Source organism: Salinimicrobium soli, from assembly GCF_048323655.1.
Taxonomy (GTDB): Bacteria; Bacteroidota; Bacteroidia; order Flavobacteriales; family Flavobacteriaceae; genus Salinimicrobium; species Salinimicrobium soli.
Window position 1 is genome coordinate 574,435 of the sequence record NZ_JBLUWW010000002.1, and the last position, 25,462, is coordinate 599,896.

Annotated in this window: 30 protein-coding genes; 17 read left to right on the forward strand and 13 right to left on the reverse strand. The window is 42.2% G+C overall.

Features of this window, described 5'->3' with window-relative positions; all coding sequences use genetic code 11:
• Nucleotides 1–14 precede the first annotated feature (14 nt).
• The 5 genes from ACNORC_RS08130 to ACNORC_RS08150 are packed head-to-tail and all read left to right on the forward strand — an operon-like array spanning nt 15 to nt 4,720.
• Nucleotides 15–1,316: a cytochrome ubiquinol oxidase subunit I gene (locus ACNORC_RS08130; RefSeq protein ID WP_418335125.1), complete on the forward strand. Its 1,302-nt coding sequence runs from the start codon at nt 15–17 to the stop codon at nt 1,314–1,316.
• Nucleotides 1,317–1,318: 2 nt separating this feature from the next.
• On the forward strand, nt 1,319–2,359 hold the full coding sequence (locus tag ACNORC_RS08135; RefSeq protein WP_418335126.1) for a cytochrome d ubiquinol oxidase subunit II: 1,041 nt from the start codon (nt 1,319–1,321) through the stop codon (nt 2,357–2,359).
• Between the two features lie 52 nt (nt 2,360–2,411).
• Nucleotides 2,412–3,446 carry an MBL fold metallo-hydrolase gene (locus ACNORC_RS08140; protein WP_418335127.1) on the forward strand — a complete coding sequence of 345 codons (1,035 nt, stop codon included), beginning with the start codon at nt 2,412–2,414 and terminating at the stop codon, nt 3,444–3,446.
• Nucleotides 3,447–3,451: 5 nt separating this feature from the next.
• On the forward strand, nt 3,452–4,066 hold the full coding sequence (locus ACNORC_RS08145; protein WP_418335128.1) for a class I SAM-dependent methyltransferase: 615 nt from the start codon (nt 3,452–3,454) through the stop codon (nt 4,064–4,066).
• Between the two features lie 42 nt (nt 4,067–4,108).
• A complete protein-coding gene (locus tag ACNORC_RS08150; RefSeq protein WP_418335129.1) occupies nt 4,109–4,720 on the forward strand; it encodes a class I SAM-dependent methyltransferase in 612 nt (203 codons plus the stop codon).
• A 59-nt stretch (nt 4,721–4,779) separates the two neighbouring features.
• On the opposite strand, the gene ACNORC_RS08155 is transcribed toward ACNORC_RS08150, so the two are convergent.
• From ACNORC_RS08155 to ACNORC_RS08170, 4 genes are all read right to left on the reverse strand, one after another.
• Complete coding sequence (locus ACNORC_RS08155) at nt 4,780–5,373, reverse strand: TlpA family protein disulfide reductase (RefSeq protein WP_418335130.1); 594 nt, start codon at nt 5,371–5,373, stop codon at nt 4,780–4,782.
• 22 nt (nt 5,374–5,395) lie between these two features.
• On the reverse strand, nt 5,396–5,824 hold the full coding sequence (locus ACNORC_RS08160) for a sulfur reduction protein DsrE (protein WP_418335131.1): 429 nt from the start codon (nt 5,822–5,824) through the stop codon (nt 5,396–5,398).
• Entirely contained in the window at nt 5,821–6,228 is a 408-nt protein-coding gene (locus tag ACNORC_RS08165; protein ID WP_418335132.1) for a DoxX family protein, read from the reverse strand. Before ACNORC_RS08165 ends, ACNORC_RS08160 begins: the two co-directional genes overlap by 4 nt.
• A 95-nt stretch (nt 6,229–6,323) precedes the next feature.
• Entirely contained in the window at nt 6,324–6,617 is a 294-nt protein-coding gene (locus ACNORC_RS08170; RefSeq protein ID WP_418335133.1) for a hypothetical protein, read from the reverse strand.
• Nucleotides 6,618–6,880: 263 nt separating this feature from the next.
• Between ACNORC_RS08170 and ACNORC_RS08175 the strand changes: the two genes are divergently transcribed.
• The 8 genes from ACNORC_RS08175 to ACNORC_RS08210 all read left to right on the forward strand — a co-directional run bounded on the left by ACNORC_RS08175 (nt 6,881) and on the right by ACNORC_RS08210 (nt 14,236).
• A complete protein-coding gene (locus tag ACNORC_RS08175; RefSeq protein ID WP_418335134.1) occupies nt 6,881–7,783 on the forward strand; it encodes a sterol desaturase family protein in 903 nt (300 codons plus the stop codon).
• A 4-nt stretch (nt 7,784–7,787) separates the two neighbouring features.
• Nucleotides 7,788–9,125: an MBL fold metallo-hydrolase gene (locus ACNORC_RS08180; protein ID WP_418335135.1), complete on the forward strand. Its 1,338-nt coding sequence runs from the start codon at nt 7,788–7,790 to the stop codon at nt 9,123–9,125.
• 5 nt (nt 9,126–9,130) lie between these two features.
• Nucleotides 9,131–9,493 (forward strand): DUF3703 domain-containing protein, encoded by a 363-nt coding sequence (locus ACNORC_RS08185; RefSeq protein WP_418335136.1) that lies wholly within the window; start codon nt 9,131–9,133, stop codon nt 9,491–9,493.
• Between the two features lie 106 nt (nt 9,494–9,599).
• Entirely contained in the window at nt 9,600–10,085 is a 486-nt protein-coding gene (locus ACNORC_RS08190) for an acyl-CoA carboxylase biotin carboxyl carrier protein subunit (protein WP_418335137.1), read from the forward strand.
• A gap of 59 nt (nt 10,086–10,144) precedes the next feature.
• Nucleotides 10,145–11,587, forward strand: a complete 1,443-nt coding sequence (gene accC, locus ACNORC_RS08195) for an acetyl-CoA carboxylase biotin carboxylase subunit (protein ID WP_418335138.1) — start codon at nt 10,145–10,147, stop codon at nt 11,585–11,587.
• A gap of 21 nt (nt 11,588–11,608) precedes the next feature.
• Entirely contained in the window at nt 11,609–13,150 is a 1,542-nt protein-coding gene (locus ACNORC_RS08200) for an acyl-CoA carboxylase subunit beta (protein WP_418335139.1), read from the forward strand.
• A 113-nt stretch (nt 13,151–13,263) separates the two neighbouring features.
• Nucleotides 13,264–13,821, forward strand: a complete 558-nt coding sequence (locus ACNORC_RS08205) for a YeeE/YedE family protein (RefSeq protein WP_418335140.1) — start codon at nt 13,264–13,266, stop codon at nt 13,819–13,821.
• Between the two features lies 1 nt (nt 13,822).
• Nucleotides 13,823–14,236, forward strand: coding sequence for a DUF6691 family protein (locus tag ACNORC_RS08210; RefSeq protein ID WP_418335141.1), 414 nt, complete (start codon nt 13,823–13,825; stop codon nt 14,234–14,236).
• On the opposite strand, the gene ACNORC_RS08215 is transcribed toward ACNORC_RS08210, so the two are convergent.
• A complete protein-coding gene (locus tag ACNORC_RS08215) occupies nt 14,233–14,589 on the reverse strand; it encodes a hypothetical protein (RefSeq protein WP_418335142.1) in 357 nt (118 codons plus the stop codon). The two genes, ACNORC_RS08210 and ACNORC_RS08215, sit on opposite strands and share 4 nt — an antisense overlap.
• Nucleotides 14,590–14,773: 184 nt before the next feature.
• Nucleotides 14,774–15,415 (reverse strand): trimeric intracellular cation channel family protein, encoded by a 642-nt coding sequence (locus ACNORC_RS08220; RefSeq protein WP_418335143.1) that lies wholly within the window; start codon nt 15,413–15,415, stop codon nt 14,774–14,776.
• Nucleotides 15,416–15,563: 148 nt separating this feature from the next.
• On the opposite strand from ACNORC_RS08220, the gene trxB reads away from it, so the two are divergent.
• Nucleotides 15,564–16,535 (forward strand): thioredoxin-disulfide reductase, encoded by a 972-nt coding sequence (gene trxB, locus ACNORC_RS08225; RefSeq protein WP_418335144.1) that lies wholly within the window; start codon nt 15,564–15,566, stop codon nt 16,533–16,535.
• 79 nt (nt 16,536–16,614) lie between these two features.
• Here the strand turns inward: trxB and ACNORC_RS08230 are convergent, their stop codons facing one another.
• The 5 genes from ACNORC_RS08230 to ACNORC_RS08250 all read right to left on the reverse strand — a co-directional run bounded on the left by ACNORC_RS08230 (nt 16,615) and on the right by ACNORC_RS08250 (nt 19,924).
• The gene (locus tag ACNORC_RS08230) at nt 16,615–17,022 is read right to left on the reverse strand and encodes a PAS domain S-box protein (RefSeq protein WP_418335145.1); all 408 of its coding nucleotides are present in this window, start codon (nt 17,020–17,022) and stop codon (nt 16,615–16,617) included.
• Nucleotides 17,023–17,152: 130 nt separating this feature from the next.
• Entirely contained in the window at nt 17,153–17,308 is a 156-nt protein-coding gene (locus ACNORC_RS08235; protein ID WP_418335146.1) for a hypothetical protein, read from the reverse strand.
• Between the two features lie 12 nt (nt 17,309–17,320).
• Nucleotides 17,321–19,063 (reverse strand): PspC domain-containing protein, encoded by a 1,743-nt coding sequence (locus ACNORC_RS08240; RefSeq protein ID WP_418335147.1) that lies wholly within the window; start codon nt 19,061–19,063, stop codon nt 17,321–17,323.
• Nucleotides 19,056–19,400 (reverse strand): PadR family transcriptional regulator, encoded by a 345-nt coding sequence (locus ACNORC_RS08245; RefSeq protein ID WP_418335148.1) that lies wholly within the window; start codon nt 19,398–19,400, stop codon nt 19,056–19,058. Before ACNORC_RS08245 ends, ACNORC_RS08240 begins: the two co-directional genes overlap by 8 nt.
• Nucleotides 19,397–19,924 (reverse strand): DUF4870 domain-containing protein, encoded by a 528-nt coding sequence (locus ACNORC_RS08250; protein ID WP_418335149.1) that lies wholly within the window; start codon nt 19,922–19,924, stop codon nt 19,397–19,399. Before ACNORC_RS08250 ends, ACNORC_RS08245 begins: the two co-directional genes overlap by 4 nt.
• 254 nt (nt 19,925–20,178) lie before the next feature.
• Between ACNORC_RS08250 and ACNORC_RS08255 the strand changes: the two genes are divergently transcribed.
• The 3 genes from ACNORC_RS08255 to ACNORC_RS08265 all read left to right on the forward strand — a co-directional run bounded on the left by ACNORC_RS08255 (nt 20,179) and on the right by ACNORC_RS08265 (nt 21,803).
• Entirely contained in the window at nt 20,179–20,646 is a 468-nt protein-coding gene (locus tag ACNORC_RS08255) for a DUF4442 domain-containing protein (protein ID WP_418335388.1), read from the forward strand.
• A gap of 21 nt (nt 20,647–20,667) precedes the next feature.
• Complete coding sequence (locus ACNORC_RS08260; protein WP_418335150.1) at nt 20,668–21,468, forward strand: TIGR00266 family protein; 801 nt, start codon at nt 20,668–20,670, stop codon at nt 21,466–21,468.
• A 137-nt stretch (nt 21,469–21,605) separates the two neighbouring features.
• Nucleotides 21,606–21,803: a hypothetical protein gene (locus ACNORC_RS08265; RefSeq protein ID WP_418335151.1), complete on the forward strand. Its 198-nt coding sequence runs from the start codon at nt 21,606–21,608 to the stop codon at nt 21,801–21,803.
• Between the two features lie 34 nt (nt 21,804–21,837).
• Here the strand turns inward: ACNORC_RS08265 and ACNORC_RS08270 are convergent, their stop codons facing one another.
• Together ACNORC_RS08270 and ACNORC_RS08275 are read right to left on the reverse strand one after the other, a co-directional pair.
• Nucleotides 21,838–22,785 (reverse strand): LysR family transcriptional regulator, encoded by a 948-nt coding sequence (locus ACNORC_RS08270; RefSeq protein ID WP_418335152.1) that lies wholly within the window; start codon nt 22,783–22,785, stop codon nt 21,838–21,840.
• 109 nt (nt 22,786–22,894) lie between these two features.
• Nucleotides 22,895–25,117: an NADP-dependent isocitrate dehydrogenase gene (locus ACNORC_RS08275; protein ID WP_418335153.1), complete on the reverse strand. Its 2,223-nt coding sequence runs from the start codon at nt 25,115–25,117 to the stop codon at nt 22,895–22,897.
• Between the last annotated feature and the right edge of the window lie 345 nt (nt 25,118–25,462).

The following is a 25,462-nucleotide window of genomic DNA, read 5'->3' on the forward strand; positions in this document are numbered from 1 at the left end:
TTACTTTCTGCTACATGGAAAACGTCGATTTTGCACGCCTGCAAATGGCCTTCACCCTTGGTTTTCATATAATTTTTGCCTGTATAGGAATGGTTATGCCCTTCTTTATGGTGGTTTCTCATAAAAAGTGGCTCAATACCCGCAATCCGCTATACCTGGAGCTTACCAAAGCCTGGCAGAAAGGGGTGGCCATCTTTTTTGTAACGGGAGCTGTGTCGGGAACAGCTCTTTCTTTTGAGTTAGGAATGTTGTGGCCCGAATTTATGAAGCACGCGGGTCCTATAATCGGGATGCCATTTTCCCTGGAAGGAGCCGCCTTCTTTGTGGAGGCAATTGCCCTGGGGTTCTATCTTTATGGCTGGGATAAACTCCCGGAGAAATTTCATTGGTTTACCGGAATAATAATCGGACTTTCGGGGGTGGCCTCCGGAATCCTGGTGGTTTCGGCCAACGGCTGGATGAATGCGCCTTCGGGTTTTGACTATATCAATGGAGAGTTTACCAATATTGATCCCGTACAGGCTTTTCTAAATCCTGCCTGGTTCACTCAGGCCCTTCACATGACGCTCGCAGCTTTTGTGGCTACCAGCTTTGCGGTGGCCGGAGTACATGCTTACCAGATATACAAGGGGAGAAGGATTGAACTGCACAAAAAGGCTTTTAAGATCGCTATTGTATTTGGGGCTGTGGCGGCCATCCTACAACCAATTAGCGGCGACCTTTCTGCAAAGGACATTGCCAAACGTCAACCTGTGAAACTGGCCGCTATGGAGGCGCATTATGAAACCCAAAAGGGAGCACCTTTGTTCATTGGCGGAATTGTAAACGAGAAAGAGAAGGAGGTGAATTATAAAATAGAAATTCCGGGGGCACTTTCTTTTCTGGCCTTTGGAGATTTTGATGCAGAAGTAAAAGGATTGAATGCTTTTCCACAGGATGAACTCCCTCCTGTAGCCATAGTACATTACGCTTTCCAGATCATGGTAGGACTGGGAACCCTGCTGATGCTTTCCGGCTTGTTCTATTTTTTAAGCACCCGAAAAAAGCATTGGCAAAGCAAAAAGAAATACTGGCTGTTTTTCACCTTTTTGGCACCTCTGGGTTTTATAGCCCTCGAAGCAGGCTGGGTGGTCACTGAAGTAGGACGACAGCCATGGATCATTCATAAGATCATGAGAACCAAAGACGCCGTAACTCCCATGCCGGGAATGGAATTTAGTTTCTATATGTATGTGCTGGTGTATGTCACCCTGGCCATCACTGTTACCTGGCTAATGCGAAGACAGATAAAAGTATTGAATGCTTCAAAATATTAGATATGCTTTACATAGTTCTTTTCTTCACATTTTTTTCCTTCTTTTTGTATGTACTGCTGGGAGGAGCTGATTTTGGTGCAGGGATCATAGAACTTTTTGCTTCTCCAAAAGATAAAGAGACCGCTCGGAATATTTCTTACAGAGTGCTGGGGCCGGTATGGGAAGTCAACCATATATGGCTCATAATTTTGATCGTGATCCTCTGGGTAGCCTTTCCCGGTTATTTCAACGTGATCATGATCTATTTGCACCTGCCTTTTGTACTAATCCTCCTGGGGATCACCCTGCGCGGGGTGGCTTTTATATTTCGGCATTATGATGCGGTGGTGGATAGATCGCAGGTGCTGTATAACTGGATGTTTCGCATCTCCAGCTTTATCACCCCCATTTTCCTCGGAATGTCTTTTGGTGCATTAATAGGAGGAGAGATAATAATTACTGAGGATTATGCCGGGTACAGCTTTTTTGAAATTTTTATAGATCCGTGGCTCAATTACTTCACACTATTGGTAGGCCTTTTCTATGCAACATTATGTGCCTTTATGGCTTCAACTTTACTCATAGGAGAAACTCAAGGCGAAGCTCGGAAAATGTTCAGCAGAAAGTCTGCAAATTACACGCTGTTACTGGTGATCATTGGATTAATTCTCGTCGCTTACGGTTACTTTACGGAAGTTGAATTCATCCTTGACTTCATTACCAACCCTGTATCAATTGGCGCCATTGTATTGTCTGCCATCCTTTTGATCCCGCTGTGGAAGAGTATTCGTAAACAGAACCGAATATGGAGCCGCTGGCTCGCCGGAATACAGGTTGTCCTTGTGTTGTTTGCAGCTATTTATGCTCACTTTCCATATATCATCATTACTTCGGAAAAAGAACTAAGCCTGCTTGAAGGCGTGGCACCAGATGAGGTGATCTCCAACCTCGCGATCATGCTTATTATTGGTGGTGCTGTTATCCTGCCGGGGCTTTTCCATTTGATGAGATCTTTCAACATGATCAAGATCCTTGAAAAGGAAAAAGAGGAGATGAAGCCATAGCAGAAAATCATTGGAAATTAGTACCTTAGAAATTGGTATTAAAATTCAGTAAATGAACAGACGGTCTTTTGGTAAAAATCCTTCCGGGGAACGGCTTGAAAAGATAAAAAGATCGCCCAATTACAGAAACGGTGCATTTCAAAATGTAGAGCCAACTTCGGTCAATCCAAAAGATGTTTCGATGTTCAGGATACTGAAAAAGATGATGTCCCGGCCAGATTCGGTGAAACCCTCCAATGAAGTGCCGCATGTAAGGACTAACCTGGAACAACTTTCTTCCAAATCGCCTGTAATTGTATGGTTTGGCCATTCCTCATATTTTATACATGTTGACAGATTTAATATTCTGGTTGATCCCGTTTTTAGCGGAAATGCTTCCCCCTTTCGTTTCTTCGGAAAAGCCTTTGATGGTGCCGATTCTTATGAAGCTGAAGATTTTCCGAAGATAGATCTGCTGGTGTTAACACATGATCATTATGATCATTTGGATTGGCCGAGCATACGGGAACTGGATCAAAAAGTTGAAAAAATCGTAACTTCTCTTGGAGTAGGTTCGCACCTGGAATATTGGGGTGTGGATCCTGAAAAGATCACTGAACTTGATTGGTGGGAAGGCACCAAATTATCTGAAGAAATAGAAATTAAAGCCACTCCTTCCCGACATTTTTCCGGTAGGGGATTAAAAAGGGTAAAAACCTTATGGTCTTCTTTTGTTATGGAAGTAAAAGGTTTTAAGCTCTTTATGGGTGGTGATTCCGGTTATGACGGTAGTTTTAAAAAGATCGGAGAGAAATTTGGTCCCTTCGACCTCGCGTTCCTTGAATGCGGACAGTACGGGATCTATTGGCCACAGATACATATGTTTCCCGAACAAACCTTGATGGCCGCAAATGATCTCGATGCAGCAGTGCTTTTTCCCGTGCACTGGGGAAAGTTTGTGTTATCTACCCATCCATGGAATGAGTCGATATCAAGGTTGGCTGAAGCAGCAAACCGGGAAAAGAGAAAATTTGTAGCACCAAAAATCGGGGAGCCGTTCTATCTGGGAAAAGAATTTGAACAGGAAACCTGGTGGAATTTTATATGAGTATTATGGAAACTAAAAAAGAACATTGGGACAAGGTATATGAGACCAAGCCCTGCACAGAAGTCAGTTGGTATGAACCTATGCCGGAAACTTCCCTGGCTTGTATTGCCGAGTGTAATTTGGAGAAAGATGCGGCGATCATTGATATAGGTGGTGGAGACAGTTTCCTTGCCGAATTCCTGGTGGCAAGGGAATTTACTGATGTCACTGTAGTGGATATTTCAGAAAAAGCAATTGAGCGTGCAAAGGAAAGACTGGGCGAAAACGCTGAAAAGATCAACTGGATCGTCGCCGATGCAGTGACCTTTAATCCTGAGAAGAAGTATGACCTCTGGCACGATAGGGCCGCTTTCCATTTTTTGACAAAGGAGGAAGATGTGACTCAATATATGGAAACCGTGAAACGAGCTTTGAAACATGGAGGATTTGTCATTTTAGGGACTTTTTCAGAAAAAGGACCCACTCGCTGCAGCGGACTCGAAATAAAACAGTATTCGATAGGGCAGATGCAAAAATTATTTTCTGATGGCTTCATAACCATGAACTGCAAAAATGTAGATCACAAGACACCTTCGGGAGCAACGCAAAATTTCACTTTTTGCACCTTTAAGAAAGAATAAGATTAAAAGCTCATCCACACTCACCATTCAAAAAAGAAAGAAATGAAGAACTTTTGGGACGAACGTTACAGCAGCGATGAATACATCTATGGGGAATTTCCCAATGACTATCTGCAATCAAGACTGTCACAGTTTTATCCGGGAGAGATCCTTTTTGCTGCGGAAGGAGAAGGTAGAAATGCAGTTTATGCCGCGAAGGATGCCTGGAAAGTAGCTGCCTTCGACATAAGCGGTGAAGCCAAAAAGAAGGCAGAAAGACTTGCAAAGAAGAACAAAGTACACATTGATTATAAAGTGGGAAACCTTCCCGAGCTGGGTTATGAAAATGAGGAATTTGATGCGGTGGGCCTTATATATGCTCATTTTCCAATAGAGGTAAGGGCCGAATACCATCGGCTTCTCATCTCTTATTTGCGACCCCATGGTCTGGTCTTTTTTGAAGGCTTCAGTAAAAAGCATAAGGTTTACCAGGAAAAGAATCCAAATGTGGGAGGCCCAAAAGATGAAGAGCTTCTATACTCGATGGAGGAGATCAAGCGGGACTTTGGAGGTCTTCATTTCATTGAACTTTACGAGGCAGAAGTAGACCTGCGTGAGGGGGAACATCATAATGGACTTGGAGCAGTAATTCGTTTTGTTGCACAGAAAAAATAAAAAGAAAGCCTGCAAGGTTATTCTGCAGGCTATCTTAGATTGTAAGGGCAACAGTTCTTTTATTGCAGCTTCTTGAGGAATTGTTTAAAATCTTTCGTGTCAAAATCTCCCATCCCGAGATGAGTGAGAGCCAGGTTCCCATCAGAGTCGATCACATAAGTGGTAGGAATACTGTTGGAGGAGTACATTTGAGGAATAGGCCCCGCCACCTGGTAGATCTCAAAGTCAAATCCTTTATTCTTTCTGAAATTTTTAGCTTTTTCAAAGTCCTGATCTAAAGAAAGCATGATGAACTCCACATTGTCATCTTTTACTTCCCGGTAAAGATTGTTAATGCCCGGCATCTCCGCAATACAGGGAGGACACCAGGTAGCCCAGAAATTCAGGAAAATGACCTTCCCCTCAAACTGCTTCATATTTACTCTCTCCTCTCTGGAATTTATCAGGTTGAGGTCCAGTACCGCAGCTTTTGAAGGCATAGCGGCAGCTATTTCTGCTTTTTCTTCAGTGTCAGGGTTCATGAGTCCGGTAGCCAGGATACCTCTTTGCAAAAAACCGAATACCTCGGCGTGAAGTCCGGTGGCAAAAAGGCCCATAAAAACAGCTCCTATAATTCCGTATTCGATTAAATTCTTCTTCAGTTTCTTATTCATAGTAAAAGTTTTAGATTGAGGTTTAAAGTTCAATACTCAGGTATCCTTTCTTTTGAAGTTCAAAATTGTGAAGGATACCATTTTCTACCACCCTCAAGGTTTCAGGAAGACCTGATCTTTTTACATTAAATTTCTTCAGAGAAAATCCACAGGCATTAATGATGACACCTGCTTTTTCAGCTTTTTGAAGAAAGCCGTTCATCATCTCCTTATTGGTGAGGTCCTGTACAGCCTTACCACATACTACAACCTGGAATTCCCCGAATTTTTCCCCGTCTTGTGCAGCAAGTTCTTCTGCTGCTAAAAGAATTGGTTTTAATTGAGGCACGCTACGGGTTAGAACCACGTAATTTATATGATCTGCATGTTCTTCGTGGTCAGTCTGTGCCTGTAAAAGATTGGTAAAAAGGCTGAGGATAACTGCGAAACTTGCTAAAAGAATATTTTTCATTTGTTATTGTTTTTTGGATTGTTAAAATCATTGATAATAAAAAAGGTCAGGCCACCCAGGATCGCGATATTCTTAAAAAGCGGACCTAAGGTGGTGATCTGTCCTACCTGTACAGTCAAGGTAATGGGGATCAATACTGCCGCAAGAATTATGGCGGCCCATTTGGTTTTGAAGCCTATAAGTAGTCCGAGTCCTGCAATAAACATTACAACACCCGAGGCGAGTACCAGGATCTCTGGTTCTCCAAAGAAATAAGCGATCCCTTTGAACCTGGCCTGTTCAATACGCTGCACGGTTTGCTCCACTTTTACTATGTGGCTGAAACTGGCAACTAAAAAGATCCCGCTTAACATCATTCGGAATACCTGTATTGAACGACGGTTCACTAAAATTTTAGTGGTCATTAAAATAAAATAAGAGGATTAATGAATTTGGCCTTCCGCAGAACACAAGCGTAACTGCAGAGATCGGCCCTGATTAATTTATATACGGAAGTCTATCAGACTTTGGGAGGCGGATAGAATTTTTCCCTGGGGGTAGAAAAAATTCCGGGAGTCTGATAATTGTATTTGCGGAAGTTATCTTCTTGCAATACCCAAACCCATTCTGCGATCTTATGATCAAAAACTGTATGGCACAGATAGTCAAATTCAAAAATCTGATGAGCAGAGGCAGTTGCAATTTTTTCTGCCGTATTACTTATCACAGACTTTTTATGACACAATTTATTCACCAGGGTCACTTCTGATGAATTCTGGAATACACTAAATAATCGGGCATCTATAGTTATCATTTTTCCGAGGAAAATGACAACAAGAAGAATTGCTATGTGGCTTTTAATTTGCACGAAGAGAACAAATATAATTAGGAGCATTTAAAGCTTGTGTTACAAATGTTACATAGACGGTGTTTAAATATGGAATTCTTTAGTGTAAACGGGATTTTCTATATTTAGGTCAAATAAATACCTGGGGATTTTACAGCTTTTTGAGTGTAACTCTTGTTACTGCGGTAAGTGTATGAAAAATGTATTTTTGTGCTCGAAAATTTTAAGGATTGAGTAAGTATTTAGAAATAATCAAGAATTCTTTTTCGGGGTATTTTAATTATCTTGTTGAAGAGATAACAAATCCCGGCTGGACCAATTATTTCTATTTGCTGGTAGGTTTGTCCCTTCTGGTTTGGTTGCTTGAAATAATTATTCCGTGGCGAAAAGATCAAAAGATCTTTAGAAAAGGATTCTGGTTGGACAGCTTTTATATTCTGTTCAATTTTTTCCTTTTTTCGCTCATTGGATATAATGCGCTTTCGAATGTTGGAGTAGAGTTATTTTCTGATTTCCTGGCCATGTTCGGAATGAATAATATTGTTGCCATTGAGGTCAGTCATTTCCCGGTTTGGGTGCAATTGCTCATCATGTTTGTGGTGGCCGATTTCATTCAGTGGAATGTGCACCGGCAGTTGCATAAACGCAGTTGGTTGTGGGAATTCCATAAGGTGCATCATTCGGTAAAAGAGATGGGCTTTGCCGCCCAGTTTAGGTTCCATTTTATGGAAACCATTATTTATAAATCTATACAGTATATTCCGCTGGCCATGATAGGCTTTGGAATAGAAGAGTTTTTTGTGGTGCATATGCTGAGTGTTTTGATCGGCCATATAAATCACGCCAATGTGGGCTGGAGCTACGGAAAGCTTGGATATATTTTTAATAATCCGAAAATGCATATCTGGCATCACTCCAGAGCTCTTCCGGAAGAATTTCCATACGGAATGAATTTCGGAATAAGTTTAAGCCTGTGGGATTACCTTTTTGGAACTGCCTGTATTCCGCAGAAGAGAGGAGATATAGAACTGGGGTTTGAAGGTGATGAGCAGTTCCCCGAAGATTTTAAAGGTCACCTCTGGGTGCCTTTTCAGAAGAACAAAGAATTGATCAAACAGAGAATAAAAAATTAATAGTATGAAAATAAAACAATTCAATGATAAGCCGCTGGCACATTATTCTTACGCGATACTGAGTGAAGGCAAAATGGCTGTGGTAGATCCCGGCCGAAATCCTTTGCAATATTACCGGTACGCTGAAGAGCATAATGCAAAGATCGTAGCTGTTTTTGAGACGCACCCGCATGCCGATTTTGTGAGCAGTCACTGCCAGATCCATGAACAAACAGGAGCGACCATTTATGTGAGCAAATTACTGGGCGCCGATTATGAGCACCAGTCATTTGATGACGGAGACAGTGTTGAGATGGGTGCAGTTACTTTTAAGGCGATCAATACTCCGGGACATTCTCCGGACAGTATCACAGTGGTGGCAGAAGACGGTAAGAAAACAGCACTTTTCACAGGTGACACTTTGTTTATTGGTGATGTGGGCCGACCAGACCTTCGGGAAAAGGTGGGCAACATGAAAGCTAAAAGAGTTGAGCTTGCAAAAGAAATGTACCACACCATACAGAATAAGTTCAACGGCTTGCCTGATGATGCCATCGTATACCCGGCTCACGGAGCGGGATCTCTCTGCGGAAAGAATATGAGCACCGATTCTTCCAGTACCCTCGGAAATGAACGGAAATACAACTGGGCATTCCGGGAACAAACGGAGGAGAAATTTGTGGAGACTATACTGAAAGATCAGCCTTTCATTCCGCATTATTTCGGTTTTAATGTGGATGTCAACAAAGAAGGAGCAGAAAATGTGCAGAAGACCAAAGCAGCTGTAAAACTGCATTTAATGGTGGGAAGTGTTGAAAATGGAACTACTGTTATTGATTCCAGAGATGGAGATAAATACAAAAAAGGCCATCTTCCCAACTCTATCAATATTATGGCCAGGGGAGAGGATGACAAATATGAGACCTGGCTTGGAGCTATTGTAAAACCCAATGAACCTTTCTTTCTGGTTGTAGACAGTATTACAGATGTTAGAGAGTTATTGGAAAGAACAGCAAAAATAGGCTACGAAAAACAGCTGAAAGGAGTACTCACTCTTTCTGATACAGTTTCACGTAAATCAGATAAGTTCGACCTGAAAGATTTCAAGAAACACCGTGAGAATTACACGATCGTGGATATTAGAAACGATAGTGAAGTGGTGGAAGGAAAAGTGTTTGAGGATGCCGTTACCATTCCGCTGAACGAACTGCGTGAAAAGGCAGGAGAAATACCGGCTGAGAAACCAATAGTTGTGCATTGCGCAGCCGGTTACCGTTCGGCAGCCGGAAGCAGTATATTAGAAAACAAGTTTCCTGAAACTCCTATTTATGATATGAGTGACGATATTAAGAAGTTTAGATAGATCCAATGAAATTCAACACCCACATTCCGTTACGTACCCGGTACTATTTTTTACGGGAGCTGGTGCAGTACAGAACCTGCCTTCGAGCGGGGAACTATGTTCATGCATGGTTTCACCTGGAGCGGGCCCATGTGCTGGGACAGGCTTATCCGCTGGAACATACCTATGCACACCTTTTAATGTTGAAATTCGGATTTATTATTCGTGATTTCAAGGAGGTGTTGGGACAGATACCCAGGTTACTTGTTGGAGGGGTAAAATCATTTGTGGGCAAGATCCCGGTGGGAAATACCGGAGGTGCTAACGTGCCTCCCCTGAGGCCGATGCCCATTCCACCCGATCTTCAGGAGATCTTGAGGAGAGGATGAACAAAAAAGGTTGCCATTGAGGCAACCTTTTTTGTTTTAGATAATCTTCAGAAAAACCACTCAATAATTTTTTATATTTACAAAAAAGCGGTAAAAAACTCCATATATGGATCAAAAATATAAAGTTATCGTAAATGGAGATATGGAATTCTCCTTTTCAAGAGAACAAATATCTGCACTTGATACACAAAAAAAATCTTCCGATTCTTTTCATATTCTAAAGGACCACGTATCATATTCCGCCGGATTTCGAAAAAAGGATTTTTTAAATAAAACTTATACTGTCAAGATCAACTCCAACACCTATGAGGTGAAAATATCCAATGAACTGGACCTGTTGATCGAAGAGATGGGGCTTAGCCTGGCTGCAGCCAACGTCATCAAGGATATTAAAGCTCCAATGCCCGGGTTGATCCTGGATGTGAATGTTGAAGCCGGAAGTGAGGTGAAGGAGGGAGATTACCTTTTAGTCCTGGAAGCTATGAAAATGGAAAACACCTTAACGGCTCCACGGGATGGGGTAGTTAAATCGATCAGCGTAAAAAAGGGCGACACCGTAGATAAGAACGAGTTATTGATAGAAATGGAATAGAACCAAAAAGAGGTTCATTATTGCCATTTTTGAAGATACACTTTCCAAAAAATTATTAGATGAAAAAGATATTGGTTGCTAACCGGGGTGAGATTGCACTGCGGGTCATGAAAACTGCACAGAAAATGGGTATTAAAACGGTAGCTGTCTATTCTACTGTTGACCGTAATGCTCCGCACGTGAAATTTGCCGATGAAGCAGTTTTGATCGGGGAGGCACCTTCCAATCAGTCTTACCTGAAAGGGGATAAGATCATTGAGGTCGCCAAAGAGCTGGGAGTTGACGGGATTCATCCCGGCTACGGATTCCTGAGCGAAAACGCCGATTTCGCCGAAAAAGTGGAAAAGAACGGCCTCACCTGGATAGGCCCGGGTTCAAAAGCTATCAGGATCATGGGAAGTAAACTGGCGGCCAAGGATGCAGTGAAGGATTATGATATTCCCATGGTGCCGGGGATAGATGAGGCCATTACCGATCCTGAAAAAGCAAAGAAGATAGCAGCTGAAATAGGTTTCCCAATCCTCATCAAAGCCTCTGCCGGAGGTGGCGGAAAAGGAATGCGAATAGTCGAAAAAGAAAAGGAACTGGAGGACCAGATGAAGCGTGCGATCAGCGAAGCTGAATCTGCGTTTGGAGACGGTTCTGTTTTCATTGAAAAATATATAGGTTCCCCAAGGCACATAGAGATACAGGTGCTTTCAGACAAACATGGCAATTATTTACATCTTTTTGAGAGGGAGTGCAGCATTCAGCGGCGCCACCAAAAGGTAGTGGAAGAAGCACCCTCAGCCATACTTACTGAGGAGCTGAGAAAAAAGATGGGAGAAGCCGCGGTAAAAGTGGCGAAAGCCTGTGATTATGTGGGTGCCGGGACGGTAGAATTCCTGATGGATGAGCACCGGAATTTCTATTTTTTGGAAATGAATACCCGCCTGCAGGTAGAGCACCCGGTGACCGAACTGATTACCGGAATCGACCTCGTGGAACAACAAATAAGAATCGCCGAAGGAGAGAAACTGCAATTTTCACAGGATGATCTCAAGATCACCGGACATGCGGTGGAGCTGAGGGTGTATGCCGAAGATCCGCTGGCCGATTTTATGCCGAGTGTTGGAACTTTAGAAAGATATCGTGGCCCATCAGGGCCGGGCATCCGGTTGGATGACGGCTTTGAGGAAGGAATGGAAGTGCCCATCTATTACGATCCTATGTTAGCTAAACTTGTGACATACGGAAAGACACGGGAAGAAGCAATTCAGTTAATGATCAATGCTATTGATGATTATGAGGTGAAGGGTGTAAGCACAACCCTTCCCTTCGGAAAATTTGTTTTTGAACATGAAGCCTTCCGCAGCGGAAACTTTGACACCCATTTTGTAAAGAAGTACTATTCCGTAGAAAAACTGCAGGATCAGACCCGTCGCGAAGCAGAACTTGCTGCACTTGTGGCCCTGAAGCAGTACCTGCAGGATCAGCAACAACTTAGATTGCCCAACCAATAAATTAACTTCAGAAGAATAAACATGAGCCAAAATAAAGAGAAGTTACAGGAAAAAATATCTGAAGCCCTCAAAGGAGGTGGTGAAAAACGAATCGCAAAACAGCACGAAAAGAAAAAGCTGACCGCCCGGGAGCGGGTAGATTACCTTTTGGATGAGGGATCTTTTGAAGAGATAGGGATCCTTGTTACCCACCGTACTACTGACTTCGGAATGGCAGATCAACAGTATTTTGGAGACGGCGTCGTCACCGGCTACGGGACCATCAATGACCGACTCGTTTACGTATTTGCCCAGGATTTTACCGTTTTTGGAGGCTCACTTTCTGAAACCCATGCCGAAAAGATCTGTAAAGTAATGGATCACGCCATGAAAGTAGGAGCACCTATAATTGGATTGAATGACTCCGGGGGAGCGAGAATACAGGAAGGGGTTCGTTCTTTGGGAGGATATGCTGATATCTTTTACCGGAATGTGCAGGCTTCAGGGGTAATTCCGCAGATCTCGGCAATTATGGGACCATGTGCCGGGGGAGCAGTTTATTCTCCTGCCATGACCGATTTTACGCTGATGGTGCAGGACACCAGTTATATGTTTGTTACCGGTCCAAACGTGGTGAAGACGGTAACCAATGAGGAAGTTACTTCAGAAGAGTTGGGAGGAGCCAGCACGCACTCGACTAAATCTGGGGTTACCCATCTTACCGCAGCCAATGACCTTGCCTGCCTTGAAGAGATCAAGACATTGCTCAGTTATTTGCCTCAGAACAACAAGGAAACTGCGAACAAACGAGATTATAGTTTGGGAGATGAAATGCGCGATGAGCTCGAAGATATCGTACCGGCAAGTTCCAGTAAACCTTATGACATGCATGAGGTGATCACAGGAATTATCGATGAAGACAGCTTTTTTGAGATCCATAAAGACTATGCTGATAATATTATTGTAGGTTTTGCCAGGCTTGGTGGCAGGAGCATTGGAATTGTCGCAAACCAGCCTATGAGCCTTGCAGGGGTTCTGGATGTGGATTCTTCAAAAAAGGCCGCCCGTTTTACCCGTTTTTGCGACTGCTTCAATATTCCGTTGCTGGTATTGGTGGATGTGCCGGGATTCCTTCCGGGGACCGATCAGGAATGGAACGGGATCATCCTTAACGGAGCTAAATTGTTATACGCACTGAGTGAAGCTACAGTCCCACGGGTGACAGTGATCACGCGGAAAGCCTATGGAGGAGCTTATGACGTAATGAACTCGAAACACATTGGAGCTGATCTCAACTTCGCCTGGCCAACAGCTGAAATTGCTGTAATGGGAGCAAAGGGAGCCAGTGAGATCATTTTTCGGAAAGAGATCCAGGCGGCAGAAGATCCAGAGGTAAAACTTTCTGAAAAGGAAGCAGAGTATGCCGAGAAGTTTGCCAATCCGTTCAAAGCTGCCCAGCGCGGATTCATTGATGAGGTCATTCAGCCGCGGGAGACCCGCAGAAAACTTTTAAAAGCCTTCAGTATGCTGGAGAATAAACAAGTGCTTCGAATTGACAGAAAGCATGGTAATATTCCGCTGTAGTTCAGCTTCTAACTAATTCTATTCTCTTAAACGATAGTATCATCTGAATTCTTGATCATACTAAACAGGATCTTTTGGTCCTGTTAAGGTATCTTTGCAGAAAAATAATTGCTATGGAAATTCTTCTGCAGCCGTGGCCCTGGTATGTTTCGGGTCCGTTGATCGCGCTGGTAATGTTCCTGCTTCTCATGATGGGAAAACGCTTCGGAATGTCTTCTAACCTGGAGACCATGTGCGCCATTTGCGGGGCCGGAAAAAAAAGTGATTACTTTAATTTTGATTGGAGGGCCAACAGATGGAATCTCCTCGTGATCCTGGGTGCTGCCTTTGGCGGATTCATAGGAGCGCATTTCTTGTCGGAAAGTGAGGCGGTGGCTATTTCTTCTGAAACTGTTGAAAGCCTCGAAAATTTAGGCTTTGAAAGTGCGGGAGAAGCATACCTTCCTGAAAGACTGTTTAGTCTTGGTGCTCTGACAGAGCCCGGATCCCTTTTTCTTCTCTTAATGGGTGGTTTACTAATAGGATTTGGAGCACGATATGCCGGGGGATGTACTTCTGGTCATGCTATCTCCGGATTGAGCAATCTTCAGTTACCTTCCCTCATCGCGGTGGTTGGGTTTTTTATTGGTGGGCTGGTGATGGTGCACCTTATATTTCCTTTAATATTTTAATATGAGAGTACTCGGATATTTACTGATTGGAACTTTCTTCGGGATCGTGATGTACAAATCTGAAGCGGCATCCTGGTTCAGGATCTATGAAATGTTTCAATTCGATTCTTTTCACATGTATGGAATCATAGGTTCTGCTTTATTGGCTGGAATAGTCGGAGTGCAGTTCATCAAAAGAAAGAAGGTAAGATCCTTTTTTGGAGATCCCATAAAAATAGCCTCAAAAGAAAGAGGCTTTAAAAAGTACTTTTTCGGAGGAATTATTTTCGGCCTTGGCTGGGCTTTGGCGGGGGCATGTCCCGGGCCTATCTACACGCTGATAGGCGCGGGATATGTTTCGATTTGGGTGGTATTATTGGGAGCTGTGCTGGGGGCATTTCTTTATGGATTGCTTCGGAAGAAGCTTCCGCATTAAGAATGAGCACAAAGGCCGGATTTTACAGGAGTTTCCACAGAGAGTTCATAAATTTTCCCTTTTCTCCAGTCATCTCCCATTAAGAGTTGATTTTCCAGTTTTTCCTTTAGGAGGGAATTTACTTCTTCACAAGATGATGCAACAGAAAGGCACTGGATGGTATCTTCTTCAGAAATGGAAAAGAAAATAGTAATGGTAGCTCCTTCTTTTAAGTCATAATCTCCGGTTTCTAATAATTTTTCAATTTCAGAAGAAATGGAGTTCATGTCTTCAAATTTTTCGATTGGGCGGGCATACATTGCAATACTCATAGAAATTGCAAAGACTATTGACAACAGTTTTAAACGTTTCATAGCATTAAAATTTAAGTTAATACTCCTTGATTGTGATTGATGAATTAAAAGAAGCTGTTTAATTAACCTCTTTATATAATAGACTGTTTGATTAGCAATATGTTACAGTCTTTAGAAACATTTAACTGAAGAAATATTCTTCCGAAGAAAACAGGCTCTAAAAATGCCCTTTTTGGCAGGTATTCTAGTGAGGATCTGAGTTGGCCGAGGAAGAAAGATAAAAGGAAGGAAGGGAAATGTGATATTTTACAACTACCAACCTAATAACGATCACGGTCAGGGTGGTGACCACGTAAATAATATTGGTACTTACTTCCAGTTCATGTAGCAGTACAAAAGCTAACCCACCAATGATACATGCGGTTGCATAGATCTCCTTTCTAAAGATCACCGGGATCTCATTACAAAGTATATCCCTGATAACTCCGCCGAAAGTTCCGGTCATGGCTCCCAATGCAATAGAGATAATTGGATTAAGATTATTTTGGACACCCATTTCCACCCCGGTAATTGTAAATACCCCCAGGCCGATGGTGTCAAACAGAAAAAGGGATCGTTTTAAATGATCGAGCTTGTATCTAAAGATGATGGCAAAGATTGTTACCACTCCTATTAAGTAGATGTAAATTATGTTCTCCATCCAGGTTACGGGAGTACTTCCAATCAATACATCACGCATGGTTCCCCCGCCAATTGCAGTGACGAAAGCTATTATGAAGATCCCAAACAGGTCCAGCCGGCGATTCATCGCAGAGAGGGCTCCGGAAATTGCGAAGGCAATAGTTCCCAGCAGGTCCAAAATGTTGAACAGGGAGAGTTCGATCATTTTTCAAAGGTAGAAGTAAAAGTGAACCTGCAAAAATATCAGCTGAAGATTAAAAGCTATTCCTTACACCGGCATAGTAAATGAATATTCTAAAATTGTAAGTTTTTAATTTAAGTTACTACTTTTACAATACGAAAACGATATAAAAATGAGCGATAAAACTGAACGAGTTAAGTGTCTTATAATAGGCTCCGGACCAGCCGGATATACAGCAGCAATCTATGCTGCCCGTGCCGATATGAAACCAGTAATGTACACCGGTCTTGAACCCGGTGGACAATTGACCACCACTACCGAAGTTGATAACTTCCCGGGCTATCCCGAAGGAGTGGACGGTCCTGCCATGATGATCGATCTTCAAAAGCAAGCCGAGAGATTTGGAACGCAGGTAAGAATAGGAATGGTAACCGAAGTGGAATTCAGTAAGGAAGTAGGAGGAATTCATAAAGCCTGTGTAGATAACTCTACCTGGATCGAAGCTGAAACTGTGATCATATCTACAGGGGCTACTGCAAAATACCTGGGTCTTCCAAGTGAGCAGCGTCTTAGGGGCGGTGGAGTTTCGGCCTGTGCTGTTTGCGACGGATTCTTCTATAAAGGTCAGGACGTGGCAATAGTAGGTGGAGGTGATACCGCTGCTGAAGAGGCTACCTACCTGGCAAATATTTGTACAAAGGTGACCATGCTGGTGCGCAGGGATGAACTGCGTGCATCAAAAGCCATGCAACACCGGGTAATGAACACCAAGAATATTGACCTTCGATTTAATACTGAAGTAGATGAGGTACTGGGAGAGCAGGTAGTTGAGGGCTTAAGGATGGTGAATAATCAAACCGGAGAAAAAGAAGAGATCGAGATCACCGGACTTTTCATCGCGATTGGTCATAAGCCAAACACAGAGATCTTTAAAGGGCAGATAGATATGGACAGCACCGGGTATATTGTAACCCAGGGCAAGTCAACTAAGACCAACATTCCCGGAGTATTCGCTTCAGGAGATGTCCAGGATAAAGAATACAGGCAGGCGATAACTGCAGCCGGAACCGGTTGTATGGCAGCGTTGGATGCTGAACGTTACCTGGCGGCAGTTGAAACTAAAGAAGAAGTTACAGCCAAATAAGTAGTCTGATCTACTAAAAGAACAAAAAAGGCTGTCATAGACAGCCTTTTTTTATCACTTGGTTTAAACCGTGAGATTTTTATTTAGATGCTTCTTCCTGATAATCCGCAATATCTTCAAAATGAACGTGGATAAGAGAAGTTCGTTCAAGATTGATCTTACATGGTGATGCCTTGGCAGTAAAAACAGAGCCGTCTTTGCGCTTGAATTTTGTAAGTACATCCAAATTGTCTGCCTCTTTCATTTCTTTCAGCACATCTAAAGAATGCTCTAATTCACACGTGGTATGAAGGTCAAAGATCTGTAAGCTCAGCATTTCTTCCCGGGAGTAACCAAATTCTTCAAGTACCTTTTCATTAACATCAAGAATATTGAAGTACATATCATGAATAATGGCAGGGCGGAATGATTTGTGGAAAATTTTTTGGTAAAGTTCTTTGGATTGGACCAACTGCTGATGTTCATCACCAGTATTGAATAGACTCATTATATCCTTTTTTTTTATAAAACTTCGTCAAAGATATAGGATTGATGAAACTTTAAGGTAATACATTGTTAAGAAAATCACCGTGCTGATTATAGGGTATTAAAAAAGGCTGTTTTCAACAGCCTTTTTCTTACTCGGGTTTTTTGGTCTTGCAAGGTGTTGCAGGTTTTTCTGCCACCTCCTCAACCTTCACTTTTACCTGATCTTCCTTTTGAGGTTCTGCCTGGTGTTGACTAAGCATAAAGGAGAAAAGGGTAGCTACTAAAACTTCATAAAGCACACTCATAATATTCTCTTTTTAAAAGGTCGATGTGTCAACCTCTTGTTCTCTTTGTCTTTTTCCATCTTCGACCCTGATCCCTTTTTTGTTGATCTTGACGTTGATCTCGTCCCCATTAACATCCAGGCGGGCGTTGAATTCATCGTCTTCTGAAGTGTCCCAATCATCATCAGAGCTGTCCTCCCATGGATCTTCTTCCTCTGCAGGGCAATCCAAACATTGGGTTCCATCTTGCGTGATCAACAGGTACTGCTCTTCGTCACCATTCTCAAGGATATCATTGTACCAATCAGAATTTCTGTGGAAGCTATAAGTATTGTCAGCTGCATAGAGCACTGAACCTACCGGAAGGAATAAAGTGACCTGTACTTCCTGGTCGCGGTATTTATTCACCGGATCTGTGGTAAGCTGACCTCCCAGGTGTAGTTCATTTCCTGAAAAACTAGTTGTATAATTGATCTTTTCAGCCCTTGCACGCGCTTCTTCATAGTTCTTACCTTCCGCAGTCTTAAGGATCTCCATTCTTCCTACAGAATCTGCTGTAGATTTTACGATCAACCGAATATCCTGAGACCACAATACCTTTCGGTCATTATCGTCATAGGAGTAGTTAAAACTCCCGCTGCGGTATGGGGTTGAATTAAGGCTTGGGTTTCCTTTCATGCTTACATAAAGGGTATCATTCGACCTTACCGGAAGAGTTTCAGTAATTACTACTTCCCCGTCAAAAGCTCTTTCTGTAGCCTGTTTTATTCCGAAGAAAATAAGACCCAAAACAGAGATTATCCAAAGTCCCAGCAGAACCAGTTTTGCGGTACGTCCGATAGATTTCAACTTTTTCACCAGGATCTTTAATCCCAGAATAAAAAGGAAGAAGAACGGGATCCCCACGGCAAAAAATGCCAGCAGTGATATGATCCAGATATTATCTGATCCCGGGCCTACCAGGTCTACATAGTCTGTCCACGGAGCTTCAATAATTCCGAAGGTTCCAATAGAGAAGAGTCCTATAAATAAAGCGATCAGGGTACTTCCGGCGATTAGAAGCAAGAGTACTCCTATGAACTTTACGAACAGGCTCAATAAGAACATTACCCCGTCACCAACTGCAGTGGCCGCTGAACTGGCTCCGGACTTTGCTTTATAGCCATACTTCTGGTAATCTATGTCTTTTACCTTTCCTGAAACATCATCAAATCCCTCGCGTATCTTGCGCTCGATATTGCTGATGGTAACCGGCTCCCCCCGCATGGCAAGTTTATCGGCAGTTGTTTTGGCTTCGGGTACAAAGATCCACAGAGCGATATAGATAAGAATGAAAGCTCCGGTTGAAAAGATCGTCAACAGGATCCAGGCGAGACGCAACCATACAGCGCTTATGCCCAGGTAATGACCCAAACCGGAAGATACACCTCCAACATAAGAATTCTCAGTGTCGCGAAACAGCTTTTTACCTGTTGAACCGGTATATGCAGGTTCATCTTCAAAGATCTCCTCATCGAGCATGTAATCTTCGGGCTGTCCCATTACGGCGATCACCTCTTCAACTTCACGAACGCTGATCACCTGGCGCTCATTCTTGATTTTTTCTCCAAATAATTCAGCAATACGGGCCTCAATATCATGAATGATCTCATCGCGGCCGTTTGTATTGGTCAAAGATCGTTTTATTGCTTCCAGATAATGTTGCAACTTGGCATAAGCATCTTCATCAATATGAAAGAATATGCCGGCAAGGTTTATATTTACTGTCTTATTCATGATTTTTAGATTTTTGGGTGGTTACAATAGTTACTGCTGTTTGCAGTTCATCCCAGGTGTGGGTCAACTCTTTTAGAAATATTTTGCCGGTCTCGGTGAGTCCGTAATATTTTCTTGGTGGCCCACTGGTGGATTCTTCCCAGCGATAGTTGAGCAGTCCTGCATTTTTTAATCGGGTAAGCAGAGGATAAATAGTTCCTTCCACTACCAGCAACTTCGCGCCCTTGAGGGTATCAAGAATTTCGGCTACATACGCGTCATTGTCCTTCAATACCGAAAGAATGCAGTACTCGAGAACCCCTTTTCGCATTTGAGCCTTTGTGTTTTCAATCTTCATAGCGTTTGGTTTTGAGTGTTGTTAAACTGTTCATTTTTTGATTGATTTGATCCGGATGATGAGGCCGGAGTGAGAAAATTGATGGTTAATGGATATTTATATAATTCGCCTTCTCCTGCTTTTATGGTAGCAGAAATAACAGCGTAGATGTCAAGTGCAACAAGGGCAAGGATAAAGAAGCCCATTACTAAGGCATAAATGATCATAGGCATAGCCTCTCGCGGACTTCCTACCTGCATGAAATGATCATTAAAGTAGAAGGGTTCATCTATGCTAAGATTTAGTCCTATCAGAATAACTCCGGCAACTCCCAGTACTAGGAGGAAGACGAAATAAAGAAAAAGACTGATCTGAAAATTCAATGCCTGTTTCCCGTGCTCATTCACGAAAGGATCATTTTTCTTAGCCGTCCAGAATATAAGAGGAAGTATAAAATTCCCGAACGGTAGAAAGACACATGAAAAAGTAGACAGGTGAATAAAAGCTGCTACTGTTTTGTCTGGATTTGTTACTTCTGTGGTCATTTTTTGATTGTTTTGATGATTTAGTTGTTGCTGATAAAAAGGTGTGTTAGCTATTTTTTATCAGGCTTGAATACCGTTTGTTTATTAGCTGATGAAACATAATAAAGGAATTCAATTCCATTTTCTAATACAAATATATATCTTAAAGATGGTATTATGCAAAGCAAAGTACTATATTTTTTTATTTTAAGATAAAATTTAACATTTCTGAGTCTTACTTATTTTGAATACTTTTAATGAAAATCAACAGCTACATGAAACTTACCACCGGTAAACTCAATTCTTTTTTAATGTTCAAGTTGCCCAGTGCCTGGCTTTGTGGGGTAAGGGTTAAAGCCATAGATGGAACCCATTGCGTAACAGGGGTAAAGCATTCATGGATCAACCAGAACCCTTTTAATTCCCTTTATTTTGCCGTACAGGCAATGGCAGCAGAACTTAGTACCGGTGCTTTAGTGATGGCGGGAATTCAGGAAAGTGGAGCAAAGATTTCTATGTTGGTGGCCCAGAACCGAGCCCGATTCACCAAAAAAGCTACAGGAAAGATCACTTTTACCTGTAAGGACGGGAACCTGATCAATGATAAAATTAAAGCCGCTGTAGAATCTGGAGAAGGACAGACTTTCTGGATGACATCCACCGGGGTAAATGAGCAGGGGCAAGAGGTGGCTACTTTTGAATTTGAATGGACCATTAAACTAAAAGCTCAAAAGAATAAATAGGATAACTTAAAGCATACAACAATGAACGCACACGAAATTGACTACGAGATCTTTGGAGAAGAAATGCAATATGTGGAACTGGAACTGGATCCACAGGAAGCGGTGATTGCCGAAGCCGGTAATTTTATGATGATGGATAACGGCATTAAGATGGACACCATCTTTGGGGACGGAAGTAAACAAACTGAAGGATTCCTGGGTAAGGTCCTGGGAGCCGGGAAACGGCTTCTTACGGGGGAAAGCCTTTTTATGACCATTTTTTCAAATGAAGGAAGTGGCAAGAAAAAGATCAGTTTTGCTTCTCCTTACCCTGGAAAGGTAATAGCGTTGGATCTTTCCGAGTACCGTGGAAAATTCATCTGTCAGAAAGATGCATTCTTATGTGCCGCAAAAGGAGTGTCAATTGGAGTTGAATTCAGCCGTAAGCTGGGTCGTGGTTTTTTTGGGGGAGAAGGTTTTATAATGCAGAAACTGGAAGGTGACGGAATGGCATTTGTACATTCGGGAGGAACAACAGCTAAAAAAGTATTGGCTCCGGGGGAAAAACTGAAGGTAGATACAGGCTGCATTATCGGGTTTACACAGGATGTTGATTACAATATTGAATTTATAGGAGGTATTAAAAACAGCCTTTTTGGAGGAGAAGGTCTGTTCTACGCAACCCTTACCGGTCCAGGTACGGTTTTTATCCAGTCGCTGCCATTTAGCAGACTCGCCAGCAGGGTATTTGCAGCAGCTCCGCAGGGTGGAGGTAAGGACAAAGGCGAAGGAAGTATCTTAGGAGGTTTGGGTGATATGTTGAGTGGGGATAACAGATTTTAACACTGTTAAATCTGCTTCTTCTTCTGGATTGAATCAAGTTTTTTCATTATTTTTAAACAGTTTAATCCAAACATGAAAGCCTATAGAAAAAGTTCTACCCATTCTAACCAAGGTTACTAATAAATCAATAATGAACTATGGCGAGAGCAATGTTTGAGTACACCAAAACCGTGCTTGATAAAGTAAGTTTTGATGTCACGCTGTTCTGCAAAGAAGTAAAAAAGGCCCTTCAACGATTACTACCCTACGAGATCGAAGAATTAAAGCTGTACATTTTTACTTTGATCAGGCAGAACCCTCAACTTAACCAATGTTTAATTTATCTTAATCCTTAAAATAGAAAAGGCGGCTTGAAAAAGCCGCCTTTTTTTAGTTTCTGTTTTGAGGTAGGGGACTAATTATTTTCACATTCTGAAAAGCAATAGCTCCTTTTATTACTCCGGAAATTGTGGAACGCAGAGCTTCAATGATCTGCATTTTTAGTTCACTTTTGTTGTAGATAAGGCTTACCTCCCGTGCCGGAGATGGTTCATTAAACATTTTGAGGTTCCTTTGCTCCGTGTCTTTGATGTCTAAAGTGTGCAAATAAGGTAAAAGTGTCATTCCCAAACCTTCATTTGCCAGTTTGATCATGGTTTCAAAACTTCCGCTTTCCAGCTGAAAGCGTTCATCTTCTGAATTTCTTGTTGCTTTACAAAGGTTTAATATTCCATCTTTGAAACAATGACCGTCTTCCAACAGTAAAATATCGGAAAGATCAAGATCGTCTGCTTCCAACTTACCTTTTGAAGATAGTCGGTGGCCCTGGGGGATGTATCCTACAAAGGGTTCATAATATAAGACCTGCTCTTTAATATTTGGTATTTCAAGAGGAGTGGCTGCAATTGCGGCATCCAGGTGCCCGTCCTGTAACTTTTCAATGATCGCTTCAGTATGAAGCTCTTCAATCTTCAGTTTTACCTTTGGATATTTCTTGATAAACGTATTGAGGAACATTGGTAGTAAAGTGGGCATGATTGTGGGGATCACCCCAAGGCGGAAAAGTCCCCCAACAAAGCCTTTTTGCTGGTCTACTATATCTTTGATCCTGTCACTTTCATTTACGATATTTCTTGCCTGCTGAACGATCTTTTTTCCTGTTTCTGTAAGCTCTATAGGCTTTTTACTCCTGTCAAAGATCAATACGTCCAGTTCGTCTTCCAGTTTCTGGATCTGCATACTCAAAGTAGGTTGAGTAACAAAGACTTTTTGAGCAGCTTTGGTAAAGTTTTGATGCTCTGCAACTGCTAAAACGTAGTGCAATTGGGTAATGGTCATAACTGAGGGAATTTATTTAAGGCAAAAGTATTTATTTTTTCTATAGTAATAACAAAAAAAAGCCTGCTTATCTATTAAGCAGGCTTTTACTTGTGACAGAAAACTATCTCTATCTATTAATGATACTGTTCAAAGTCTCACTTGGACGCATAGCGCGGGATACTTTTTCCTCTTCAGGATGGTAGTAACCTCCAATGTCTACAGGAGATCCCTGGGCATCCAATAGCTCTTCAAGGATCTTGTCTTCATTATCCTTTAGATCTTTTGCCACTTTTGAGAAATGTGATTTTAGTTCTTCATCCTCATTTTGCTCAGCAAGGGCTTCGGCCCAATATAGTGCAAGATAATAATGACTTCCGCGGTTATCCAACTCATTCACCTTACGCGAAGGAGATTTATTTGTTTCAAGGAATTCCTCTGTTGCTTTGTCTAAAGCATCTGCCAGGACAAGGGCTTTTTTGTTTCCGTATTTTTCACCCAGGTGTTCCAGGGAAACTGCCAGTGCTAAAAATTCCCCGAGGGAATCCCAGCGTAAATGTCCTTCTTCCACGAACTGCTGCACGTGTTTTGGGGCCGAACCACCGGCTCCGGTTTCAAACAATCCACCTCCGTTCATAAGTGGAACAATAGATAACATTTTCGCACTGGTACCAAGTTCCAGAATAGGGAAGAGGTCTGTCAGGTAATCTCTCAATACGTTTCCGGTTACAGAAATGGTATCTTCTCCTTTTTTCAAACGTTCCAGGGTAAATTGGGTCGCTTCTTCTGGAGACATGATCCTGATATCAAGTCCTTCAGTATCTTCATCTTTTAGATACTCATTTACTTTCTTAATGAGTTCTGAATCGTGGGCGCGGTTTTTATCTAACCAGAAAATTGCTGGGGATCCGGTTGCTTTGGCCCGTTTTACTGCGAGTTTAACCCAATCTCTGATTGGAGCATCTTTAACCTGGCACATTCTCCAGATATCTCCTTTTTCAACCTTGTGCTCGATCAATACGTCCCCTTCAGAAGTAATTACCTGCACTACTCCGTCTTCCTGAATTTCAAAGGTCTTGTCGTGAGAACCATATTCTTCAGCTTTTTGTGCCATTAATCCCACGTTAGGAACCGTTCCCATTGTAGTTGGATCAAAAGCACCATGCTTCTTGCAAAATTCTATAGTCTTTTCATAAACTCCTGCATAACTGCTGTCCGGAATAATAGCCTTGGCATCCTGAGGTTTGCCTTCTGCATTCCACATTTTTCCTGAAGTTCTAATCATTGCAGGCATAGAAGCGTCAATGATCACATCACTTGGCACGTGAAGGTTTGTAATTCCTTTATCGGAATTCACCATTGCGATATCCGGCCCATCAGCAAGATCAGCTTTAATTGCTGTCTCGATCTCTTCTCTTTTGTCTGCCGGAAGGGATTTGATGGCGCTCAACACATCTCCCAATCCGCTATTGGCATCTGCGCCGGCTTTCTCAAGTTCTTCGGAATATTTTTCAAATACATCACTAAAAAAGGCTTTTACAGCATGACCGAAGATAATAGGGTCTGATACCTTCATCATGGTTGCCTTAAGGTGTACAGAGAAAAGAACACCTTTATCTTTAGCATCTTTCACCTGTTCTTCAAGGAATTCTACCAGTGCTTTTTTACTCATGAAAGTACCGTCGATGATCTCGCCTTTAAGCAGGTGAAAACTCTCTTTAAGTACTGTTGTGTCTCCGGCAGTATTTCTCAGCTGGATCTTTACATCAGTATCCTTCGCCAGGGTCACCGATTTTTCATTGGAATAGAAGTCATTTTTTCCCATGGTTGCTACATGGGTTTTAGAATCAGAGTTCCATTTTCCCATGGAATGCGGATGCTTTCTTGCATAATTCTTGACCGCTTTTGGAGCACGTCTGTCTGAGTTTCCTTCCCGAAGCACAGGGTTTACAGCACTTCCTTTTACTTTATCATATTTTGACTTGATCTCTTTTTCTTCGGCTGTCTTAGGTTCATCAGGATAATTTGGAAGGGAATAACCTTTTTTCTGAAGTTCTTCTATTGCGGCTTTTAACTGAGGAATGGAAGCACTAATGTTGGGAAGCTTAATAATATTGGCTTCCGGGGTCTTTGCGAGGTCACCAAGTTCGGCCAGGTCATCAGAGACTTTTTGGTTAGCAGTAAGTTTTTCAGGGAATTGGGCCAGTATACGGCCTGCAAGAGAAATATCCCGGGTTTCAAGTTCCACATTGGCGGGATTAGTAAATGACTGTACGATGGGCAGGAGGGAATAAGTGGCCAGGGCCGGAGCTTCATCGGTTTTGGTATAGATAATCTTGGTGTTTCGTGTCATATAGTGGATTTTAATTTTTTTGAAAGTTCGTGCAATTTACCATTTTTAAAGCTTTTATCATAACAGGGCTGTGGCAGGTTGGAGTCGGGGTAAGGGAATACAAAAAAAGCCATTTCACTATAAGAATAATGAAATGGCTTCTGATGAAATAACTTTTTCTTGCTGGACTTTTACATCCTTACTAAGACTTTTCATCATCTTAAAGCAAGTTGCTACTTCATCGGGAACAATTTACATGTCCCAAAAGAGTGTTTGTAAATTGTTCCAAAGGGTTTTTACCGAATTAAACCAACTATGTTCTTTTAAGAACATATTGTTGTTCAAAATGATAAAACCATATGTAAA

What these genes read in the sequence shown, in the direction of transcription:
- ACNORC_RS08130 (WP_418335125.1), top strand. Translation starts at nt 15, where the DNA reads ATGGAAAACGTCGATTTTGCACGCCTGCAAATGGCCTTCACCCTTGGT.
- ACNORC_RS08135 (WP_418335126.1), top strand. Translation starts at nt 1,319, where the DNA reads ATGCTTTACATAGTTCTTTTCTTCACATTTTTTTCCTTCTTTTTGTAT.
- ACNORC_RS08140 (WP_418335127.1), top strand. Translation starts at nt 2,412, where the DNA reads ATGAACAGACGGTCTTTTGGTAAAAATCCTTCCGGGGAACGGCTTGAA.
- ACNORC_RS08145 (WP_418335128.1), top strand. Translation starts at nt 3,452, where the DNA reads ATGGAAACTAAAAAAGAACATTGGGACAAGGTATATGAGACCAAGCCC.
- ACNORC_RS08150 (WP_418335129.1), top strand. Translation starts at nt 4,109, where the DNA reads ATGAAGAACTTTTGGGACGAACGTTACAGCAGCGATGAATACATCTAT.
- ACNORC_RS08155 (WP_418335130.1), bottom strand. Translation starts at nt 5,373, where the DNA reads ATGAATAAGAAACTGAAGAAGAATTTAATCGAATACGGAATTATAGGA.
- ACNORC_RS08160 (WP_418335131.1), bottom strand. Translation starts at nt 5,824, where the DNA reads ATGAAAAATATTCTTTTAGCAAGTTTCGCAGTTATCCTCAGCCTTTTT.
- ACNORC_RS08165 (WP_418335132.1), bottom strand. Translation starts at nt 6,228, where the DNA reads ATGACCACTAAAATTTTAGTGAACCGTCGTTCAATACAGGTATTCCGA.
- ACNORC_RS08170 (WP_418335133.1), bottom strand. Translation starts at nt 6,617, where the DNA reads ATGATAACTATAGATGCCCGATTATTTAGTGTATTCCAGAATTCATCA.
- ACNORC_RS08180 (WP_418335135.1), top strand. Translation starts at nt 7,788, where the DNA reads ATGAAAATAAAACAATTCAATGATAAGCCGCTGGCACATTATTCTTAC.
- ACNORC_RS08185 (WP_418335136.1), top strand. Translation starts at nt 9,131, where the DNA reads ATGAAATTCAACACCCACATTCCGTTACGTACCCGGTACTATTTTTTA.
- ACNORC_RS08190 (WP_418335137.1), top strand. Translation starts at nt 9,600, where the DNA reads ATGGATCAAAAATATAAAGTTATCGTAAATGGAGATATGGAATTCTCC.
- accC (WP_418335138.1), top strand. Translation starts at nt 10,145, where the DNA reads ATGAAAAAGATATTGGTTGCTAACCGGGGTGAGATTGCACTGCGGGTC.
- ACNORC_RS08200 (WP_418335139.1), top strand. Translation starts at nt 11,609, where the DNA reads ATGAGCCAAAATAAAGAGAAGTTACAGGAAAAAATATCTGAAGCCCTC.
- ACNORC_RS08205 (WP_418335140.1), top strand. Translation starts at nt 13,264, where the DNA reads ATGGAAATTCTTCTGCAGCCGTGGCCCTGGTATGTTTCGGGTCCGTTG.
- ACNORC_RS08210 (WP_418335141.1), top strand. Translation starts at nt 13,823, where the DNA reads ATGAGAGTACTCGGATATTTACTGATTGGAACTTTCTTCGGGATCGTG.
- ACNORC_RS08215 (WP_418335142.1), bottom strand. Translation starts at nt 14,589, where the DNA reads ATGAAACGTTTAAAACTGTTGTCAATAGTCTTTGCAATTTCTATGAGT.
- ACNORC_RS08220 (WP_418335143.1), bottom strand. Translation starts at nt 15,415, where the DNA reads ATGATCGAACTCTCCCTGTTCAACATTTTGGACCTGCTGGGAACTATT.
- trxB (WP_418335144.1), top strand. Translation starts at nt 15,564, where the DNA reads ATGAGCGATAAAACTGAACGAGTTAAGTGTCTTATAATAGGCTCCGGA.
- ACNORC_RS08230 (WP_418335145.1), bottom strand. Translation starts at nt 17,022, where the DNA reads ATGAGTCTATTCAATACTGGTGATGAACATCAGCAGTTGGTCCAATCC.
- ACNORC_RS08235 (WP_418335146.1), bottom strand. Translation starts at nt 17,308, where the DNA reads ATGAGTGTGCTTTATGAAGTTTTAGTAGCTACCCTTTTCTCCTTTATG.
- ACNORC_RS08240 (WP_418335147.1), bottom strand. Translation starts at nt 19,063, where the DNA reads ATGAATAAGACAGTAAATATAAACCTTGCCGGCATATTCTTTCATATT.
- ACNORC_RS08245 (WP_418335148.1), bottom strand. Translation starts at nt 19,400, where the DNA reads ATGAAGATTGAAAACACAAAGGCTCAAATGCGAAAAGGGGTTCTCGAG.
- ACNORC_RS08250 (WP_418335149.1), bottom strand. Translation starts at nt 19,924, where the DNA reads ATGACCACAGAAGTAACAAATCCAGACAAAACAGTAGCAGCTTTTATT.
- ACNORC_RS08255 (WP_418335388.1), top strand. Translation starts at nt 20,179, where the DNA reads ATGAAACTTACCACCGGTAAACTCAATTCTTTTTTAATGTTCAAGTTG.
- ACNORC_RS08260 (WP_418335150.1), top strand. Translation starts at nt 20,668, where the DNA reads ATGAACGCACACGAAATTGACTACGAGATCTTTGGAGAAGAAATGCAA.
- ACNORC_RS08265 (WP_418335151.1), top strand. Translation starts at nt 21,606, where the DNA reads ATGGCGAGAGCAATGTTTGAGTACACCAAAACCGTGCTTGATAAAGTA.
- ACNORC_RS08270 (WP_418335152.1), bottom strand. Translation starts at nt 22,785, where the DNA reads ATGACCATTACCCAATTGCACTACGTTTTAGCAGTTGCAGAGCATCAA.
- ACNORC_RS08275 (WP_418335153.1), bottom strand. Translation starts at nt 25,117, where the DNA reads ATGACACGAAACACCAAGATTATCTATACCAAAACCGATGAAGCTCCG.